This is a genomic window from Streptomyces sp. NPDC025721 (assembly GCF_055558595.1).
The window spans coordinates 1-18,854 of the sequence record NZ_JBVHMF010000016.1 but is presented as its reverse complement, the minus strand read 5'-3'; the positions used below and the strand labels follow the sequence as shown (position 1 = coordinate 18,854).

Here is an 18,854-nt window from a genome sequence, read left to right as displayed (position 1 = left end):
TCCCCCCCCCCCCCCCCCCCCCCCCCCCCCCCCCCCCCCCCCCCCCCCCCCCCCCCCCCCCCCCCCCCCCCCCCCCCCCCCCCCCCCCCGCGTGGTGCCCGGACGGCCCGTGGTCAGGCGCCCGGTGCGGGATCCGGCGGATAGCCGACGGGCGTGTCGGCGTAACTGCCGTAGGCCCGCATCTCGGCTGCCGCCGCGAACGGCAGTCCGTTGAGCGCGCTGAGCGCGGTGAAGCGGACATAGCTCGCGCGGACCCGGTCGAAGGCGATGACCTGGGTCGACGGGGAGTCCACGAGGGTGCCGCGGGCGACGGTCGTCCAGGTAGTGCCGTTGTCGGAGACGGCGACCTCGTAGCCGGCCACCCGGCCGTTCTGCCCGCCGGTCTGGCGGTCGAGGTAGCCGAAGCCGTCGAGGTCGGCGGGGCCGCCCAGCTTGAGGGTCACCCAATGGGGGTACGGCGCCTCGGAGTTGGTGTAGTCGGTGTGCCAGATGGTGCCGGGGTCACCGTCGAGCACGTTGGAGACCGGACCCTCCGCGGCTCCCGAGGAGAGGTTCTCGGAGTCCGCGGTCGCCGTCATCGAACTGGGCGAGAGCAGCGCGCGGGTCGCGACGGTCGCCTTGGCGTCCGCCGACACCGACTTGGTGGCACCGTCGTCGGTGTAGCCCGCCACGACCTTCCAGGAGGCGGCGGTCCCCGCCGCTCCCGCGGGCGGGGTCAGCAGCCAGGTGGTGCTCACCGACGCGCCGGGCTTCACGGTGGCGAAGCTGTTGCCGTGCTCGGTCTTCACCGCCGCGGTCCACCCGGCGGGCAGGCCGTCGAGCCGCTGGACGACGCCGGTGGCGTCGGTCAGCTCGCTGTTGGTGAAGGTGGTCACGTACTCGCTCGGCACGCCGGGGCTCAGCTCGGCGGTCGGCGGCGTCGTCACACTCGCGCACGCCGGACCCGCCGGGGCGGGGCCCAGGTCGGTCACCGAGAAGTCGTCCAGCACGAAGTCCGTGCCGTTGGCGCCGCCGAGCTTGCGCAGCCCCACCCAGGTGTCGCCGCAGCCCGCGACGATCTCCTTGGAGTACGTGGCCGTGTCGAGCGCGGGCGCGAGCACGTCGCGCGTCACGTCCTTGGACGCGACCTTTCCGCCGCCGACGACATCCGCGCCGGTCACCCAGGCCCACTGGCCGTCGAGGTTGGTCTGGTAGCGGAAGGAGACCGCGTACGTGTGGCCCGCCACGAAGGGCACGGTCGCGGGCACCGTCCGGTAGACCAGACCGCTGTTCTCCTCGTGGGCCTTGAGCGAGTGGTTCCCGCCGATGACGTCGTCCACCGCCTGGCCCTTGAGGGTCCCTGAGTTGTACGGCGAGTAGGTGTTCTTCCAGGTCTTCTGGCTGTACGGGGCGTGCAGGTCGCTGATGCTGGTGCGCGGGTCGGTGGCGCCGCCCGCGTCGCCCTTGACGAAGGGTCCCCAGCCGGGCTGGTTGCCCTCGAAGTCGTCCCGCGCGAGGACTGTCCCGCCAGAACCGGCCGCCTTCTTGGGCAGCGGCAGCGTGGTGTCGGCCATCAGGCGTATGTCGTCCAGCGTGACGGCCGCGCCCCCCGCCACCGCGCTGACGGCGACGGTGACCTTGCCGTTGGACGGCGCGGTGAAGGTCACCGACGCGCGCTGCGAGTACGTGCCCAGCTTGGCGTCCGCGGCCATCTGGTTGGCGGCGGGCGTGGTGTCGAAGGTGTTCGCGGCGGGCTGCTTGCCGCCGGTGACGGCGAGGGTGGTGGCCCTGCGCTGCCCCTTGGCGATCTCGACGTTGGCGCTGAGAGTGTAGGTCTTGCCGGACGTCAGGCCCTTGACCTGCTGCGAGATACCGGAGGCCGCGGCGCCGAGCCGGGCGACGTTGTCACCGTTGGCGGTGCGTACGGCGGTCGCGCCGCCGCGGGCGTTCCAGGCCGTGAGGTCGCCGGCGTTGAAGCCGGGGTCGTTCAGACCGGTGCCCTGCCCGAAGTCGACGTTGGTGTGCGGCGCCTTGCCGGACTGCGGGGCGAGCACGTACGGCTGGTTCTTGTCGCCGCTGATCGTGACCTTGCCGCCGGTCGGGGTGATGTCACCGGCCTTCACCCGGCCCTGGTCGGTGAGCTTGTAGAGGGTGAAGCGCTTGGTGCCCGCGAACTGCCGTGTCACGTCGAAGGTGTGGGCGCCGCCGGACGCGCTGAAGTAGTACATCTTGTCGGCGTCGCTCGGCGAGGACGTGCCGTTGCCGCGCTTGGCCTCGCCCCACGGCAGCAGGTAGCTGTCGCCGTCGAGGACGAGCGCGCCGCCCATGGTCACCTGGCGCTTGCCGCCCGCCATCGCGACGTGGACACCGCCGGTGAGGTCGGCGGAGGCGCCGAAGTCCCAGGTGGTGAGCTGGTAGTGCTGGAGGAATTTGGTCGGCAGGTTGTCGGTCCAGATGTTCCGGTAGAAGGCGTTGTAGTCGTCCTGGCCGGTCCAGCCCTCGAACTCCTTGATGTCGGAGCCGCCGAGCAGCGGGTCGACGTTCCACACGTCGCGGTCGGAGTTGGCGATGAAGCGGACGATGTTGGAGTTGATGCCCTTGTTGGTGGCGCCGCCGTAGTTCTTGTCGCTCGCCCAGTGCGACCAGATCGAGTCGCCCTCGAATTTGTAGGCCCACTCGCTGGCGACCTCGAAGCCCATCGCGTGGAGCTGGCGGGCCAGTTCGTCGGCGAGCCAGCCGCTGGAGTAGTAGGCGTCGATGTAGACGGTCTTGATGCCGGGCGCCTGCTTGCGCAGTTCCTTGAAGCGGTCGAGGACGGCGCCGCTGCCGAGGTCGGTGCGCTGGTCGATGTGGTACGACTGGTTGAGCCAGTCCCAGCCGTTGACCTGGCCCTGGATGAGTCCCGAGCTGAAGTTCTTGGCCTGCGGGTACGCCTCGGTCACATTGACGTGGACGGCGATGTCGGAGTTGTAGTCGGCGCCCACGGAAGCCAGCTTGTTGAGGTCGGTGAGGCCGCCGGCCCTGACGTTGTAGTCGCCGCCGTAGTCCGGGTGCGCGGAGTCGTGGCCCTCGTTGGCGTAGCCCTTCTCCAGCACCCACTGGCCGAGGTCGTCGGTGGCCAGCGAGATCCGCTTGACGTTGTCGAGCGTCTTGAGGAACGGGTTGGTGGCCTGGCTCGCGAAGTTGAACGGGATGTGCTGCACGACGCGTTCGGGCACCCGGTCGGCGCCGAGCGGGCGCGTCATCGCGGCGCGGTAGGCGAGCGCGCCGTCCTCCCAGGTCACCTTGCTGTCGCCGTTGGCGTCACCGGAGAGCACGACCGTGGTCCGCGGCAGCGCGTACGTCGCCACCCGCCGGTCCGTGGCGCCCTTGGGCGCGTAGGTGTAGTTGCCGACGGACAGCTCCGCGCGGCGCGCGCCGCCGCCCGCGTCCACGATCCGCGACTGGAGCCGGGTGTTGCCGTTGTCGTTGTTGTCCTGCGCGGCGTCGTCGGTCGCGTCGGTGATCAGCCCGCCCGCGAGCGTGGAGTTGCTGACAAAGCCGTACGGGGTGCCGACGGACGCCTTGTCGGGCTTGGCCGCCGCGCTGATCGTGAGGAACTGGTCGGCCGTCGTCGTGGAGTCCGTGGAGATCTTCGTACGGGCCAGGCTCGCGTGCGGGTCGGAGGAGTCGACCGACAGCAGCGACTGGCCGGGGATCGAGAACTGGTTGACGGTACGGGCGGCGCTGCCGGTGATCTTCCGGACGGCGAAGACGACGGTCTTCTTCGCCGTCGCGGTGATCGTCGAGGTGATGGTGACGTTCGGCAGGTCGGCGAAGGTCGAGGTGTACGTCGCGGTGTCGCCGTGCGCGGACATCTTCGTGGTCGCGGTGTGCGCGGCGCCGTTGATGTCGAAGGTGTGCAGGACGGACGCCTGGCCCGCGAGGGTGCCGCCGTTCAGCGCGTACGAGATGACCTGCGGGAATTCCTTGGCGACCGTGACCTTGAGCGCGCCGTGCCTGATCTCGACGGGGGTCGCGGGGTCGGCCGGGGGCGGCGGGTCGACGGGCGCGGGCGTGGTGTCGCCGACGGCGCGGACCCTGATCTCGGAGGCGGAGGCGTTGTCGGACCCGTTGACGGCGCTCTCGGCCTCGACCTTCACATAGCGGCCGGTGACGGGCCTGTCGAAGACGACGGTCTGCACCTCGGTGTTGCTCGTCGGCTGGTGGAAGGAGCCGGTCGCGGCGGGCGCTCCCCAGTTCCCCTTCGGGTCCTTGGCGACGGCCGCGTCGTCGGTGACGAAGATCCGGTAGCCCTTGACCGGGCCGTTGGCCTGGTTCTTCACCGAGTAGTCGACACCGGTGAGGGTGAAGGAGCCGCCGACGTCGAGGGTGATCCAGTGCGGCATCGGGGTCTTGGCGACGCCGACGCCGCCGACCACGTCGTAGGCGACCGTCCACTGCGTCGACGGGTCGTTGTCGAACGCGGCGAGCGCCGTGCCGTCCAGGGCCGGGGGCGCGGGGTAGGCGGGCGACTCGGAGTCTGCCTGGACCAGCGTGTACTGGGCGGGGTCGATCGGGGTGCCCGCGGCGGCGGCCGGGTCGGCCGACGTCTGCGGCGGGGCGGCGAGCGCCGGAGTGACGCCGACCGACAGCAGGGCGAGCGAGGCGAGCAGGGCGGCGGCGGTCGCGGACCGCTGCCGCCGCCACCTTCCGCGGTGGGGTGATCGGGGCGAGCGCGAGGTCATTCCTGTACCACCTAGGGCCGTGAAGAGCCGGGAGCGAGTCGGGAGTGGTGGAGACTGTAGCGGCGATGGCATCGATAACACCAGAGCCCGACAGAGCTTCTTGCACAGGTGATAGCGGCTGACATCGGGCGGTCGTGCGGCCGGTGTGGTCCGGGAACGCGGACAGGCGGCGGCACGGACGGCAGGGGGACGTACTCCCCCGCGCGTGGTGACGCCCTCAGGCCGTCGGCCGGCGCCTGACCGTCAGCGGCGGGCGGGCGCCGTGCTGGCGCGGACGACCAGCGTCGGCTCCACGGAGGCCGGTTCCAAGGTGGCGTCCGGGTCCGCGATGTACCGCATGAGGTGGGAGACCGCGAGCGCCCCCATCTCGGCGAAGGGCTGGGCCACCGTGGTCAGCGAGGGCGAGCAGTACTCGGCGAGCGCGATGTCGTCCACGCCCACGACGGAGATGTCCTCCGGCACCCTGCGGCCCAGTTCGTGCAGGGCGCGGATCACGCCGAACGCCATCTCGTCACTGGCCACGAAGACCGCGGTGACGTCGGGGATCCGGCCGAGGATGAGGCCGTTGCGGTAGCCGGAGGCGGGCGACCAGTCGCCCGTCAGCTCCGGCGGCACCGTCCTGCCCTCCGCTTCGAGCACCGCGCGCCAGCCCTGCGACCGGCTCGCCGCGTCCAGCCACTCGCCGGGTCCCGCGACGTGCCAGACCGTCTCGTGGCCCAGGTCCAGCAGGTGCCGGGTGGCCAGCCGCGCCGCCGCCGACTGGTCGACCGCGACCACTTCGGTCGCCGACGTGCGCGAACCGTCGACGGTGATGGTGGGCACGGCGCTGGTGAGCTGCTCGATCTGGCGGCTCACATGGATCAGCGGCACGGCGAGCACGACGCCTTCGACGTGCTGGTCGGCCAGCCGCAGCATCGAGCTCTCGATAGCGGAGGTGTCCAGCGACGCGGTGGTGGCGGTGCTGACCGCGTAACCGGCCTCCTGAGCGGCCCGTTCGATGCCGAGGGTGAGGGCGGTGCGGGAGTAGAAGCTGGTCTGGAGGGTGACCACGCCGATGGTGCGGCTGCGGCCGGAGGAGAGCATGCGCGCCGCGTTGTTCCTGCGGTAACCGAGCTGGTCGACGGCGGCGAGCACCTTGGCGCGGGTCTTGTCCTGCACATTGGGGTGACCGGCCAGGGCCCGCGAGACGGTCTGCGCGGAGACCCCGGCGACCCGTGCGACATCCGCCATGCCGGGCGGACGGGAGGCGTCGCGCGCGCTCTGGTTCTTCATGGGTCCCTTCCGGCTGATCCGCTGCCGCCGATGATAGCGGTCGCACCCGCCCAAAGGGGGCGCTCTCCAGCTCGTGGTCCCGCCCCGGACCGGCTGAAGGCACCGCGTTGGCATCGATAACAATCTGTGCGACAGTTCGGTGCTGTGAGCCTTCCGACCACCACCGCACCCGCGGACGCCAACGGCCGACCCGCACCCCTGCTGTCGTATCCGCACGGCACGTTCCTGCGCGGCGGGCAGCCGCACCGCGTCCTGGCGGGGTCGCTGCACTACTTCCGCGTCCACCCCGAGCAGTGGGCCGACCGGCTGGAACGCCTCGCGGCCATGGGGCTCAACACCGTGGACACCTACGTCCCGTGGAATTTCCACGAGGCGCGCCGGGGGCGGCCGTCCTTCGACGGCCCGCGCGACATCGAGCGGTTCGTCGCGCTCGCGCGGGACACCGGCCTGGACGTGATCGTGCGCCCCGGCCCGTACATCTGCGCCGAGTGGGACAACGGCGGCCTGCCCGCGTGGCTGACCGGGACGCCCGGCATGCGGCTGCGCTCCTCGCACCGGCCCTTCCTCGACGAGGTGGCGCGCTGGTTCGACGCGTTGATCCCGCGCGTCGCCGCGCTCCAGGCGGCCTGCGGCGGGCCGGTGGTCGCCGTGCAGGTGGAGAACGAGTACGGCAGCTACGGCGACGACCACGGCTATGTGGCGTGGGTGCGCGACGCGCTGGTGGAGCGGGGCATCACCGAACTGCTCTACACCGCGGACGGCCCGACCGACCTGATGCTCGACGGCGGCGCCCTGCCGGGCACGCTGACCACGGCGACCTTCGGGTCCCGCGCCGCGCAGGCCGCCGAACTGCTGCGCTCGCGCAGAACGGGCGAGCCGTTCGTCTGCGCCGAGTTCTGGAACGGCTGGTTCGACCACTGGGGCGAGAAGCACCACATCCGGACCGTCGACAGCGCCGAGGCCACGCTCGCCGAGATCCTGGACGAGGGCGGCTCGGTGAGTGTCTACATGGCGCACGGCGGCACCAACTTCGGCCTGTGGGCGGGCGCCAACCACGACGGCGACAGGCTCCAGCCGACCGTGACAAGCTACGACTCGGACGCGCCGGTCGCCGAACACGGCGGCCTCGGCCCGAAGTTCTTCGCCCTGCGCGACCGGCTGCTCGCGGTGACCGGCGCGGCCGAAGCCTCCCGGCCGCTGCCCGCGACCGCGCCGCCGCTCACCGCTCGCGCGCTGCCCGTGGTCCGGGGCGCCGGTCTGCTGGACGCGCTCACCGCGCTGTCGCGGCCGGTGGCGTCCCCGCATCCGCTGAGCTTCGAGGAGCTGGAACAGCCCTCGGGGCTGGTGCTCTACCGCGCCCGCCCCCGTCTGCCGCGCGGCCCGCGGGAGATCACCGTGCACGGGCTGCACGACCGCGCCCAGGTCTTCGTGGACGGCGCGCCCGCCGGTGTGCTCGACCGGGAGACCGGCTCGCTCACCGTCGAGGGCGCCGGCGAGCCCGTACTGCTGGAACTCCTGGTCGAGAACCAGGGCCGGATCAACTACGGTCCGCTGCTCGGCCAGGGCAAGGGCATCCTCGGCGGGGTCCGCGTCGAGCGCCGCCTGGTGCACAACTGGTCGGTCCACGGACTGCCGCTGGACGAATGGCCCGCGGCCGTCGTGGAGCGCGCGCCGTCGGTCGCCCCGCCGTCCGGCGACGCGGGTTTCGCGACCGCCCGGTTCACGGCGGACGCCCCGGCCGACACCTTCCTGGCCTTTCCCGGCTTCGGCAAGGGCTTCGTCTGGGTGAACGGCACGCTGCTCGGCCGGTACTGGGAGATCGGCCCGCAGGTCACCCTCTACGTGCCCGCGCCGCTGCTGACGGCCGGCGAGAACACCGTCACGGTGCTGGAGCTGGAGCGTTTCGGCGACCGCGTCGAGCTGCGCGACCGGCCGGAGCTGGGGCCGACCGAGGAGTACGTCGAGACGTTCGACTGAATCGCGCGGCCGGAGGCCACCGCTTCGCGTCGCTACCCGTCCGCGTCGCTGTCCGACGCGGCCTTCTTGGCGCGGCTCGGCTGCACCCGCTTGGGCTCGCCCTTCATCTTGGGGTGCTCCGGCGGGTAGGGCAGGTCGCCGAGGCCGTGCTCCCGCTCGTCCTTGTCGGCCAGTTCGAGCGCCGCGTCCAGCCGGAAGGCGTGCTCGTCCATGTCGGCGTGCACGTCGCCGGCCTCCGCGAACCGCCCCGGCATGGTGCCCAGGTCGAAGTCCTCGGGCACGGCGCTGCTCACCTCGTCCCAGCGCAGCGGCGCCGAGACCGGGGCGTGCGGGAACGGCCGTACGGAGTAGGCGCTGGCGATCGTGCGGTCGCGCGCGGTCTGGTTGTAGTCGACGAAGATCCGCTCGCCGCGCTCCTCCTTCCACCATGCGGTGGTGATCCGGTCGGGCGCGCGGCGCTCCAGTTCGCGGCCGATCGCGATGGCCGAGCGCCGTACCTGGGTGAAGGTCCACTCCGGCGCGATCGGCACGAAGACGTGCAGGCCGCGTCCGCCGGAGGTCTTCGGCCAGCCGGTCAGGCCGAGTCCGTCCAGCACCTCGCGCAGCATGAGCGCCGCGCGTACGGCGTCGCCGTAGTCCGTGCCGGGCTGCGGGTCGAGGTCGATGCGCAGTTCGTCGGGGTGGTCGGTGTCGGCGCGGCGCACCGGCCAGGGGTGGAAGGTGAAGGTGCCGAGGTTGGCGGCCCACAGGACGGCGGCGGTCTCGGTGGGGCAGATCTCGTCGGCGTACCGGCCGCTGGGGAAGGCGATCCGGGCGGTGGGGATCCAGTCGGGCAGATTCTTCGGGGCCCGCTTCTGGAAGAAGGACTCGCCCTCCACGCCGTGGATGTAGCGCTCCAGTGTGGTCGGCCGGTCCCTGACCGCGCGCAGGATGCCGTCGCCGACGCTGAGGTAGTACCTCACCAGGTCGGCCTTGGTGAATCCGCGCTGCGGGAAGTAGACCTTGTCCGGGTGGGACACCCGGACGGCCCGCTCGCCGACGGTCAGTTCCAGCGTCTCGGCCATGCGACCACGCTAGGCCGTACGGCCGGGCGGCGCCCGTCGGCGGGCGCCGCCGGGCGGGGCCGCGCACAATCACCAGCATGGACCTTCCGGTGATGCCCCCTGTGCGGCCGATGCTGGCGAAGTCCGCCGCGGCCGTCCCGCCCGGCATGCTCTACGAGGCCAAGTGGGACGGTTTCCGGGCGATCGTCTTCCGCGACGGCGACGAGATCGAGCTGGGCAGCCGCTCGGGCAAGCCGCTGACCCGGTACTTTCCCGAGCTGGTCGAGGCGCTGCGGGAGCGGATTCCGCCGCGCTGCGTGCTGGACGGCGAGATCGTCATCGTGCGGGGCGGCCGGCTGGACTTCGACGCGCTGCTGGAGCGGATCCACCCGGCGGAGTCCCGGGTCCGCCATCTGGCGGAGGTGACGCCCGCGTCCTTCGTCGCCTTCGACCTGCTGGCCGTGGGCGACGAGACGCTGCTGCCGGTGCCGCAGCGGGACCGGCGCGAGGTGCTGGTGGAGGCGTTGCGGGAGGCGACGGCGCCGGTGTTCACCGCGCCCGCCACGCAGGACATCGACACGGCCAAGGAGTGGTTCTCCCGCTTCGAGGGCGCCGGTCTCGACGGGGTCGTCGCCAAACCCCTGCATCTGCCGTACCGGCCGGGCGAGCGCGTCATGATCAAGGTCAAGCACGAGCGCACCGCGGACTGCGTGGTGGCCGGGATGCGGCTGCACAAGAGCGGTCCCGTGGTCGGCTCGCTGCTGCTCGGTCTGTACGACGCCGAGGGGATGCTTCAGCACGTCGGCGTCTGCGCGTCCTTCCCGATGCGCCGCCGCGAGGCGCTGATGACGGAGCTGGAGCCGCTGCGGATGGCGTCCGTCGAGGGCCATCCGTGGCAGGAGTGGGCGAGCGAGGAGGCGCAGGCCGCCGACCGGCTGCCGGGCGGTCCGAGCCGCTGGACCGGCAAGAAGGACCTGTCGTGGATCCCGCTGCGCCCCGAGCGGGTGGTCGAGGTGGCCTACGACCACATGCAGGGTGACCGGTTCCGCCACACCGCGCAGTTCCGCCGCTGGCGCCCGGACCGGGAGGCCGCGGAGTGCACGTACGCGCAGTTGGAGGAGCCGGTGGGGTACGACCTGGCGGAGGTGCTGGGCGCCTGACCGGCCGTGCGGCGGCGCCCTCGTCCGCTCCTCGGACTACCTGGCGCCGTCGCTGCGCTGGGCGTCGCGCTGGAGGCCGGCCAGTACGACCTTGGGGTCGCGGTGCACGGCCTGTCCGATGTCCTTCTTCAGTTCGGCGCTGACCGGGGCCCAGGACGCCTTGGCGACGGGATAGAACGCCGCGTCCGACAGCAGGTTCATGAATGGCACGAGATCGCGGTACCGCGGATCCATCCTGACCGTTTCCGCGACTTTCACCGTGACCGGGAGCAACTTGTACTCCTGTTGGAATTTCAACAAATTCTCTTCGCTGTATATGTACTGGAGGAACTTGGCGTCGGCCTCCCGGTGTCCCTTCTGCCGGAAGGCCATCATCCAGTCGGCGTTCCCGAGCGCCTGCGAACTGGGGCCCGTCCTTCCGGGAAGCGGCGCCACTCCGATGTCGATTCCGGCCGCCTTCGCGGAGGGAAGCAGCGTCAGATGGCCGTTGAGCATCCCCGTGCGGCCCGCGAGGAAGTCGCTGAAGGCATCGCTGACACTCGTCCTGGCCGGGTCCTTGGGGCCGACGAGACCGGCGTCGACGAGGTTCTTCTTCAGCCAGACGAAGGCGTCGACATTGCGCACCGAGTCCAGGTTGTACGAGCCGACGTTGTCGGTGTAGCCGCCGTCGTTGCCGATCATCCACATCATGGTCTCGGCTTCCGCTTCCTGCGGGCCGAGCGGCAGTCCGTACGGCACCGGGACGCCGTGCTCCTTGAGCTTGACTGCGTCGCGCCTGATGTCGGCCCAGGTCTCCGGGGCGCGGGTGATGCCCGCGCGGGCGAAGAGCTTCTTGTTGTAGAAGAACATCCGGGTGGAGGCGACCCACGGGATGCCGTACTGCACGTGGTTGACGGAACCGGCGTCCGTCAGCGACGGGACGAAGGCGGACTGCATGCTGATCGGGAACAGTTCGTCCGCGCTGTAGAGCTGCTTGCCGTCGCTGAAGGCGCTGAAGGAGTCGAGCTGCGCGAGATCGGGCGCCCGGCCGTCCTCGACCATGGTGGCGACCTGCGCGTCGGCGTCGGCGACGGGCACGAACTGCACGTCGATCGTGATGTTCGGATTCCGCTCCTCGAACGAGCGGGCCAGGCTGTTCCAGGTCTGGGCCACCGGACTCGCGGTCTTCAGACCGCTGTAGTCCGTGGCGACCACGTGCAGGGTGATGGCCTTGCTCCGCGGTGAGGTGTTCCCGCACGCGCCGAGGGTGGTCACCGCCAGCACCATCGAGCCACCGACCGCCGCTAAGCCCAGGAATCGTCGCCGCCGCACCGCTTTCTACCGCCTTCGTATATTACTCGCCCCGTATTAGCCGTGCCGAGTTTTCCGCATGACTTCACCAACGGTCAACACCACACGTGATATCCCGTCAGAAGAAGCGGAGCGCCCAGGTACAACACATCGCGGTATTTCGGAAATCGCGCCAGTCATATCCGCCGCAAAAGGCTGATATGACTGGCGCGATGTGTGTCGGGGCGTCGGGATGTGGCAGCGCTCCAGGCGGAGCGGCGCGGCGTGCGGGTCAGCGCTTCTCGGCGAGCGCCCGCCGGTCAGCCCAGAAAGCTCAGCCGGACCTGGCGGCGCGGATTGTCGACGTTGGTGTCCACCAGGACGACCGACTGCCAGGTGCCGAGTTCCAGGCGGCCGTCCAGTACCGGCAAGGTGGCGTGCGGCGGGACGAGCGCGGGGAGTACGTGGTCGCGGCCGTGCCCGCGGCTGCCGTGGCGGTGGCTCCAGCGGTCGTCGGCGGGGAGCAGGTCCTGGAGCGCGGCGAGCAGGTCGTCGTCGCTGCCCGCGCCCGTCTCGATGACGGCCACGCCCGCGGTGGCGTGCGGCACGAAGACGTTCAGCAGCCCGTCGCGCCCGGCCGCCGCCTCGCGCAGGAACGACGCGCAGGCGTCGGTGAGGTCGTGGACGGTCTCGCTGGAGCCGGTCGCGATGTCGATGACGCGTGAGGTGAGGTTGTCGGCCATACGTCCATGGTCACTCAATTCCGCGGGGCGGCGGGGGTGTCGGCGCGGCGGGTCGCCGGGTCCCCGTGCCCGGCGGCGGGGCGCGGGCTCCGGCCCGGCGGGCGGCTTGCGCCGCGATCAGCCGCGTTCCGCCGCCATCCGCCGCCATCCGCGAGGTGAGACGGCGTTGACCTGCCGACGGACGCGTGACTACCGTCGTTGTATGCCGCGTCCCTGCATGCTCACCTCGCGTGGTCACATCGACCTCCTGCGGGTGGCGTCTGCCGCGTGTTGTCGCGGGCGCTGACGTTTCGCGCCGCTTCCCCTCCCCCGCGCTTCCGTAGCTCTTCTTCGCGTTCCGGCCCCGCCGGTCCCCTCGGGACGTCCCCGCGGTGATCCGGCGGACCTCCCGTGCCGCGCGCCGGGATCCCGCCGGACCGCACCGGATCCCGCCCATCGAAAGGCGTCCGCCCGATGTCCGTACACCTGCACTGGTTCCTGCCCACCGGCGGCGACGGCCGCACCCTGGTGGACCGCCACGTCTACACCGACGGAGGCGTGAAGCGCTCCCGGATCACGCCGGTCTCCGGCATCCGCGCCCCCGACATCGAGTATCTGGCTCAGATCGCGCGCGCCGCCGACCAGTTGGGGTTCGAGGGGGTGCTGACGCCGACCGGTACGTGGTGCGAGGACGCGTGGCTGACGACGCTGGCGCTGACCCAGCACACCGAGCGGCTGAAGTTCCTGGTCGCCTTCAGGCCCGGGGTGATCTCGCCGGTGCTCGCGGCGCAGATGGCGGCCACGTATCAGCGGATCAGCCGGGGGCGGCTGCTGCTCAACGTGGTGACCGGCGGCGACTCCACCGAGCAGAAGCGGTTCGGCGACCATCTCGACCACGACAGCCGGTACGCGCGCACCGCGGAGTTCCTGTCGGTGGTGCGCGGGGTGTGGGAGGGCAAGCCGTTCGACTACGACGGTGAGCACTACCAGGTGGCGGGCGGGCTGGTGGCGCTGCCGCCCGAGCCCCGCCCCGACATCTTCTTCGGCGGTTCCTCTCAGGCGGCCGGGCCGGTCGCGGCCCGCTACGCCGACGTCTATCTGACCTGGGGCGAGCCGCCCGAGCAGGTGAAGCGGAAGATCGACTGGATCAGGGGGCTGGCGGAGGCCGAGGGCCGTACCGTCAGATTCGGCATCCGGCTGCACGTCATCGCGCGGGACTCGGCGCGCGACGCGTGGGCGACCGCGGACCGGCTGCTGGCCGACCTCGACGAGGACACGGTCGCCGCGGCCCAACAGGCGCTCGGCCGCAGCGAGTCGGTGGGCCAGCAGCGGATGCTGGCGCTGCACGGCGGGCAGCGGGACAAGCTGGAGATCTCGCCGAATCTGTGGGCGGGCGTCGGGCTGGTGCGCGGGGGCGCCGGTACGGCGCTGGTCGGCGCCCACGCGGAGGTCGCCGACCGGATCGAGGAGTACCACGCGCTGGGCATCGACCACTTCATCTTCTCCGGCTATCCGCACCTGGAGGAGGCGTACTGGTTCGGCGAGGGCGTGATGCCGGAACTGGCCGCGCGCGGTCTGCTGGAGGCCCTTCCGTCGCCGCTGTCCGCCGTGCCCGCCGCCAACGGCCGCCCGCCGTCCGCTCCGGGCGGGGCGCCGCTGCTGCTGTCCGGGGGCCGCTGAGCGGTCCGCGGCCGTGGGGCCGGCTGTGGGCGCGGGGGTCACCGAGGGGACGCGGACCTGGGGTGATTGCCGCCTCCGGGCATTGGTCTGTACCATTCGGCGGGCCTCGGGATATCGCCGGGGCTCGGGACATCCGCCTCTGTCGCGCCCCGAAGGGGGACCACCACGTGAACGCGCTGCACCGGCTCGCCGTGCTCGTCGACTCGTGCCTGCTGCCCGCCGTCGACGGCGCGGACGAGAGACTTCCCGACTGGATCCTGCGCGGCCTGGAACGCGGCACCCCCGGCGTCGCGGTGCACGCGCGCGGCCAGGCGGCGCGCAAGGCGTCCGACACGCTGCGCGCGGCGCTCCCCGACGCCCTCACCGGTCACCCGGAGCCGCACCGGCCGGGTGGCGGCAGCGCCGCGGCGGCCGAACTCATGGCGGCCGGTGCCAATCTGCACCTCGCCGTACGGCCCGGCACCCGCGCCGACGAGACGCGGGTCTTCGTGACCGACCTCCAGACGCACGGAGTGGCCGCCGCGCTGGGGCCGTTCACCGGTACGGGCAGCCTGCGGCCCTTCGCCGAGGGGGCCGCGGCCGGTGTCCGCGCGATCACCGCGGGGCGCTCCCCGGTACCCGGCGAGGACGGTCTGCCCGCCACGCTCAGCGGCCCGGCCGTCACCGGCATCCTGCGCGGCGAGCTGGGTTACGGCGGGGTCGTGGTCAGCGACACCCTGGACGCGCCGTCGATCGTCGACGGCTGGGGCGTGCCGGGCGCGGCCGTGCTCGCCTGGATCGCCGGGGTCGACCTGGTACGCCTCGGCCCCGCGAGCGGCGCGGGTGTGCACGACGCGATCCACACGGCGGCGGCCCGCGCGGTCGCCGACGGCGACCTGCCGCTGTCCCGGCTGGAGGAGGCGGCGGAACGCGTCTCCCGGCTGCGCCGCTGGGCCTCGGAACCGCGCATGCCCGCCCCGGCCGGGGTCACGGGTCCATCGGCCCGCACACCGGCCCCCTGAGGCGGCGCACGCTCCTCGGATCGCGGCGGCGGCGCGGGTCCGTCGCGCGCCGGCGCCCTGTCACCAATCCGTTTGACAGCCCTGGAGATGACGCCCATATTTATCTGCGTGACACAGATTCTTCGTGGCGCATAGTTTTCGCCACGACTGCTCCCTCCGACCTTCCGTCGGCCGCACGGCTCCTTGTGCCACCCGCTCCCAAGTCCTTTCCACGAACGGGGAACACCGCCATGACCGTCCTCATCACCGGAAGCCGCGGGCGCGTCGCCCGCGCCCTCACCGCGCTCCTTCACGACCGGGGCGCCGACGTACGCGTCGCCTCGCGGAAGCCGGAGGAGGTCGAACCGCCGGAAGGGGTGCGGACCACCGCCCTGAGCCTGGACGACCCGTCCGGCTTCCCCGCCGCGCTCGCGGGGGTCGACTCGGTGTTCCTCTACGCCGAGGCGTCGCACATCGGCGCGTTCCTGGAGCAGGCGGAACGGGCGGGGGTCGGGCACGTGGTGCTGCTCTCGTCCGCCAGCGTCATGGAGCCCGACGCCGAGCGGGACCCGATCGCCCGGCACCACCTTGAGGTGGAGACCGCGCTCGCCGCCTCACCGATCGCCTCGACCGTGCTGCGCCCCGGCGCCTTCGCCGCCAACGCCCTCCAGTGGGCGTGGCCCATCAAGGCGTCAGGCGCGGTGAATCTGCCGTATCCCGGCGCCCACACCGACCCCGTGCACGAGGCCGATCTCGCCGAGGCGGCCTGCGCGGCGCTCACCGATTCCCGTGTGCGCGGCGGGACGTACCACCTGACGGGGCCCGAGTCGCTGAGCTTCGCCGAGCAGGTCGACGTGCTCGCGGACGCCACGGGACAGCCGATCGCCGCCGTGCCGGTGAGCCGTGAGGCATGGCGGGCGGAGACGGCGGAGCATCTGCCCGAGGCGTTCGCCGAGGCGCTGCTCGACTGGTGGAAGGCGCTCGACGGTACGCCCACGGAGGTGACCGACACTCTTGAACGGCTGATCGGGCGTCCGCCGCGCACCTTCGCGTCCTGGGCGGCGGAGAACGCCGCCGCCTTCACCCGCCCGTAGCGGGTACGGCGGATCAGGCCCCGGCGGCGCCCCTGTGTTCCTCGCCCGCGCCGCCGGGGTCGGCCACGTCACCCGCCCGCAGCCGCGCGATCTGCGCGGTGCTCAGGTCGACGGTGCGGCGCATATGGGCGAGCAGGAGCGCGAGTTGGTCGTCGTCGTAGGAGTCGAGCATCCGCCACCAGCCGCCGCTCAGGCCGCCCCACACACGGCCGAAGTCCGCCATCCGGTCGGGCACGGTGGTCACCATGACCCGGCGCCGGTCCTCGGTGTCCCGCTCACGGACCACGTAACCCGCGCGTTCCAGCCGGTCCACGAGCCGGGTGGCGGAGCCGGTGGTGAGGCCGGTCAGCTCGGCGATCCGCCCGATGGTGACCGGGCGCGACTCCAGGCTCAGCAGATTGAGGCACTGCACGTCCGTGGGGTGCAGCCCGAAGTAGTCGGCGAGCGCCTGGTTGAACAGCGCGTACGACGCCGTGTAGTGGCGCGAGGCCACGGACAGCTCGGACAGCAGATCGGAGCGGCGGCCGGTGGGGGCGTCGGTCCGCGCCATGGTGCCTCCTGCGTGGTTCCGCGCGGCCGTGGAGGCCCGCGCCCGTGCCGTCGCGCTTCTCTGCGCGACGCAGACAGTTTGGCAGACCGCCGCCCGCCCGGACACCGACGTCTCCCGCGTCCCCGGCCGCCCGCGCGCGGGGGAAGCTTTCACTCGCCCCCACCGTTGGGTGAAACATGAACGACTTGGGTGACGCGGCGGACGGGCCGGACGTGTCCGGCGTGCGGAACGTGCGGACGGTCGTGGTCGGCGCCGGGCAGGCGGGGCTCTCGGCCGGGTATTTCCTGCGCCGCGCGGGGCTGCGGTCCGGCACGGACTTCGTCGTCCTCGACCACTCCCCCGGCGCGGGCGGCGCCTGGCAGTTCCGCTGGCCGTCGCTCACCTACGGCAAGGCGCACCGCGTACACGAGCTGCCCGGTATGCCGCTGGGCGACGCCGACCCCGACCGGCCGTCCGCCGAGGTGGTCGGCGAGTACTTCGCGCGCTACGAGCGGGAGTTCGACCTGGATGTCCGGCGGCCGGTCGACGTCACCGCCGTACGGGAGGGGGTCGCGGGGCGGCTGCGGGTGGAGACCGACGCGGGTGTGTGGTCCACGCGGACGCTGATCAACGCGACCGGCACCTGGGACCGGCCGTTCCTGCCGTACTACCCGGGCCAGGAGACCTTCCTCGGGCGGCAGTTGCACACGGCGGAGTACCGGGGATCGGCGGAATTCGCCGGGAAGCACGTCCTGGTGGTCGGCGGCGGTACGTCGGCGGTGCAACTGCTGATGGAGCTGGCCGAGGTCGCCCGCACCACCTGGCTGACCCGCCGCCCACCGGTCTTCCACAGCGCGCCCTTCGACCAGGAGTGGGGACGTTCCGCGGTCGCCCTCGTCGAGGACCGGGTGCGCCGGGGGCTGCCGCCGCAGAGCGTCGTCAGCGTCACCGGGCTGGCCGCGACCGACGCGATCCGCGACGCGCAGGACCGCGGAGTCCTGCGGCCCGAGCCCGTCTTCGACCGGATCACCCCGCACGGCGTCGCGTGGTCCGACGGCCGCACGCTGGACGCCGACGTCATCTTGTGGGCGACCGGCTTCCGCGCGGCCCTCGACCACCTGGCCCCGCTCAAACTGCGCGAGCCCGGCGGCGGCGTCCGGCTCGACGGCACCCGCGTGGTCAAGGACCCCCGCATCCACCTGGTCGGCTACGGCCCGTCGGCGAGCACGATCGGCGCCAACCGGGCGGGGCGAAGCGCCGTACGCGAGATCCGCGCCTTCCTGGCCACCCGAACAGCCGAACCCACGAGCGAGCGTTCGCTCGAACGCGTGCACTGAACGCGAGTTGTCCCCTGCGACCCACGGGGACGCGTGATGCTTACCGACCGTCCCGGGAGGGGCGGCGCTCCGCGTTGTCCGCCGCTCCGGTCGTCGGCACGCCTGCCGCTCTGGCCACCGATTCCGATAAACATCGGATGTCTCGCTTCCCCGCGTCACGCCGTTGCGGCAGTATGAGCGCCATGGGTCATCGTCAGTCGCACGGCCTGCCGCGGCGCGGCGCGGAGGAGACATGCGCGTAGCGCTTTTCGTGACATGCGTGAACGACCTGTTGTACCCGGACACGGGGCGGGCCGTCGTCACCCTGCTGGAACGGCTCGGCGTCGAGGTGGACTTCCCCGCCGCCCAAACGTGCTGCGGACAGCCCCAGTTCAACACCGGCTACCGGCACGAGACAGAGCCGCTGGTCCGCCGCTACGCCGCCGCCTTCGACGCCTACGACCACGTGGTCACGCCGTCCGGCTCCTGCGCGGCCATGGTGCGCGACAACTACCCGCGGATCGCCGCCAAGGCCGTCGCCGAGGGCCGCGACCGGGGACTCACCGAGGCCGCGGCGAGCGCCGTGCCCAAGACGTACGAACTCACGGAGTTCCTGGTGGACGTGCTGGGGGTGACGGATGTGGGCGCGTACTTCCCGCACACGGTGACCTATCACCCGTCCTGTCACGGGCTGCGGATGCTGGGGCTCGGCGAGCGGCCCCGGCGGCTGTTGGAGGCCGTGAAGGGGCTTGAGCTGCGGGAGTTGGAGGGTGCGGAGGAGTGCTGCGGCTTCGGCGGCACCTTCGCCGTGAAGAATCCCGACGTCTCGGCCGCGATGGGCGAGGACAAGGTGCGGCACGCGCTCGACAGCGGCGCGCAGGTGCTGTGCGGCGCGGACAACTCCTGCCTGATGCACCTGGACGGTCTGTTGCGACGGCAGGACGCCGACCTGCGGGCCGTACATCTGGCGGAGATCCTCGCGTCCACCGAGGAACAGCCCTACCGGCAGGAAGTGGTCCGATGAGTGGTACGTATCTGGGTCTGCCGTCGTTCCCGAAGGCCGCCGCCTCGTCCACGAAGGACACCCAGCTCCGCGCGAACCTCAC

The 18,854-nt window shown here is 72.1% G+C and carries 13 protein-coding genes; 7 read left to right on the top strand and 6 right to left on the bottom strand.

The window, feature by feature from the left end:
- Nucleotides 1–113 precede the first annotated feature (113 nt).
- Both ACZ4EF_RS22070 and ACZ4EF_RS22065 read right to left on the bottom strand, forming a co-directional pair.
- Complete coding sequence (locus tag ACZ4EF_RS22070; RefSeq protein ID WP_467506165.1) at nucleotides 114–4,706, bottom strand: endo-alpha-N-acetylgalactosaminidase family protein; 4,593 nt, start codon at nucleotides 4,704–4,706, stop codon at nucleotides 114–116.
- Nucleotides 4,707–4,949: 243 nt separating this feature from the next.
- A complete protein-coding gene (locus tag ACZ4EF_RS22065; protein ID WP_391118749.1) occupies nucleotides 4,950–5,978 on the bottom strand; it encodes a LacI family DNA-binding transcriptional regulator in 1,029 nt (342 codons plus the stop codon).
- A 144-nt stretch (nucleotides 5,979–6,122) separates the two neighbouring features.
- Here ACZ4EF_RS22065 and ACZ4EF_RS22060 point away from each other — a divergent pair, with 144 nt between their 5' ends.
- Nucleotides 6,123–7,955 carry a glycoside hydrolase family 35 protein gene (locus ACZ4EF_RS22060; RefSeq protein ID WP_467506163.1) on the top strand — a complete coding sequence of 611 codons (1,833 nt, stop codon included), beginning with the start codon at nucleotides 6,123–6,125 and terminating at the stop codon, nucleotides 7,953–7,955.
- A gap of 32 nt (nucleotides 7,956–7,987) precedes the next feature.
- Here ACZ4EF_RS22060 and ligD read toward each other — a convergent pair whose 3' ends face one another.
- Nucleotides 7,988–9,019: a non-homologous end-joining DNA ligase gene (gene ligD, locus ACZ4EF_RS22055; RefSeq protein WP_467506161.1), complete on the bottom strand. Its 1,032-nt coding sequence runs from the start codon at nucleotides 9,017–9,019 to the stop codon at nucleotides 7,988–7,990.
- Between the two features lie 77 nt (nucleotides 9,020–9,096).
- Here ligD and ACZ4EF_RS22050 point away from each other — a divergent pair, with 77 nt between their 5' ends.
- Nucleotides 9,097–10,158, top strand: a complete 1,062-nt coding sequence (locus tag ACZ4EF_RS22050) for an ATP-dependent DNA ligase (protein WP_355343717.1) — start codon at nucleotides 9,097–9,099, stop codon at nucleotides 10,156–10,158.
- Nucleotides 10,159–10,194: 36 nt separating this feature from the next.
- On the opposite strand, the gene ACZ4EF_RS22045 is transcribed toward ACZ4EF_RS22050, so the two are convergent.
- Nucleotides 10,195–11,424: an extracellular solute-binding protein gene (locus tag ACZ4EF_RS22045; RefSeq protein ID WP_391050265.1), complete on the bottom strand. Its 1,230-nt coding sequence runs from the start codon at nucleotides 11,422–11,424 to the stop codon at nucleotides 10,195–10,197.
- A gap of 323 nt (nucleotides 11,425–11,747) precedes the next feature.
- The gene (locus tag ACZ4EF_RS22040; protein WP_355343711.1) at nucleotides 11,748–12,170 is read right to left on the bottom strand and encodes a secondary thiamine-phosphate synthase enzyme YjbQ; all 423 of its coding nucleotides are present in this window, start codon (nucleotides 12,168–12,170) and stop codon (nucleotides 11,748–11,750) included.
- 453 nt (nucleotides 12,171–12,623) lie between these two features.
- Here ACZ4EF_RS22040 and ACZ4EF_RS22035 point away from each other — a divergent pair, with 453 nt between their 5' ends.
- The 3 genes from ACZ4EF_RS22035 to ACZ4EF_RS22025 all read left to right on the top strand — a co-directional run bounded on the left by ACZ4EF_RS22035 (nucleotide 12,624) and on the right by ACZ4EF_RS22025 (nucleotide 15,903).
- Nucleotides 12,624–13,829 carry an LLM class flavin-dependent oxidoreductase gene (locus ACZ4EF_RS22035; RefSeq protein ID WP_355343708.1) on the top strand — a complete coding sequence of 402 codons (1,206 nt, stop codon included), beginning with the start codon at nucleotides 12,624–12,626 and terminating at the stop codon, nucleotides 13,827–13,829.
- Between the two features lie 167 nt (nucleotides 13,830–13,996).
- Entirely contained in the window at nucleotides 13,997–14,830 is an 834-nt protein-coding gene (locus ACZ4EF_RS22030) for a glycoside hydrolase family 3 N-terminal domain-containing protein (RefSeq protein ID WP_355343705.1), read from the top strand.
- Between the two features lie 230 nt (nucleotides 14,831–15,060).
- A complete protein-coding gene (locus ACZ4EF_RS22025; protein ID WP_355343702.1) occupies nucleotides 15,061–15,903 on the top strand; it encodes an NAD(P)H-binding protein in 843 nt (280 codons plus the stop codon).
- A 13-nt stretch (nucleotides 15,904–15,916) separates the two neighbouring features.
- On the opposite strand, the gene ACZ4EF_RS22020 is transcribed toward ACZ4EF_RS22025, so the two are convergent.
- Nucleotides 15,917–16,453 (bottom strand): MarR family winged helix-turn-helix transcriptional regulator, encoded by a 537-nt coding sequence (locus tag ACZ4EF_RS22020; protein ID WP_355343699.1) that lies wholly within the window; start codon nucleotides 16,451–16,453, stop codon nucleotides 15,917–15,919.
- Between the two features lie 176 nt (nucleotides 16,454–16,629).
- On the opposite strand from ACZ4EF_RS22020, the gene ACZ4EF_RS22015 reads away from it, so the two are divergent.
- Together ACZ4EF_RS22015 and ACZ4EF_RS22010 are read left to right on the top strand one after the other, a co-directional pair.
- Nucleotides 16,630–17,769 carry an NAD(P)-binding domain-containing protein gene (locus tag ACZ4EF_RS22015; protein WP_467506156.1) on the top strand — a complete coding sequence of 380 codons (1,140 nt, stop codon included), beginning with the start codon at nucleotides 16,630–16,632 and terminating at the stop codon, nucleotides 17,767–17,769.
- Nucleotides 17,770–18,001: 232 nt separating this feature from the next.
- The gene (locus ACZ4EF_RS22010) at nucleotides 18,002–18,772 is read left to right on the top strand and encodes a (Fe-S)-binding protein (RefSeq protein ID WP_391164096.1); all 771 of its coding nucleotides are present in this window, start codon (nucleotides 18,002–18,004) and stop codon (nucleotides 18,770–18,772) included.
- The last annotated feature ends 82 nt before the right edge of the window (nucleotides 18,773–18,854 follow it).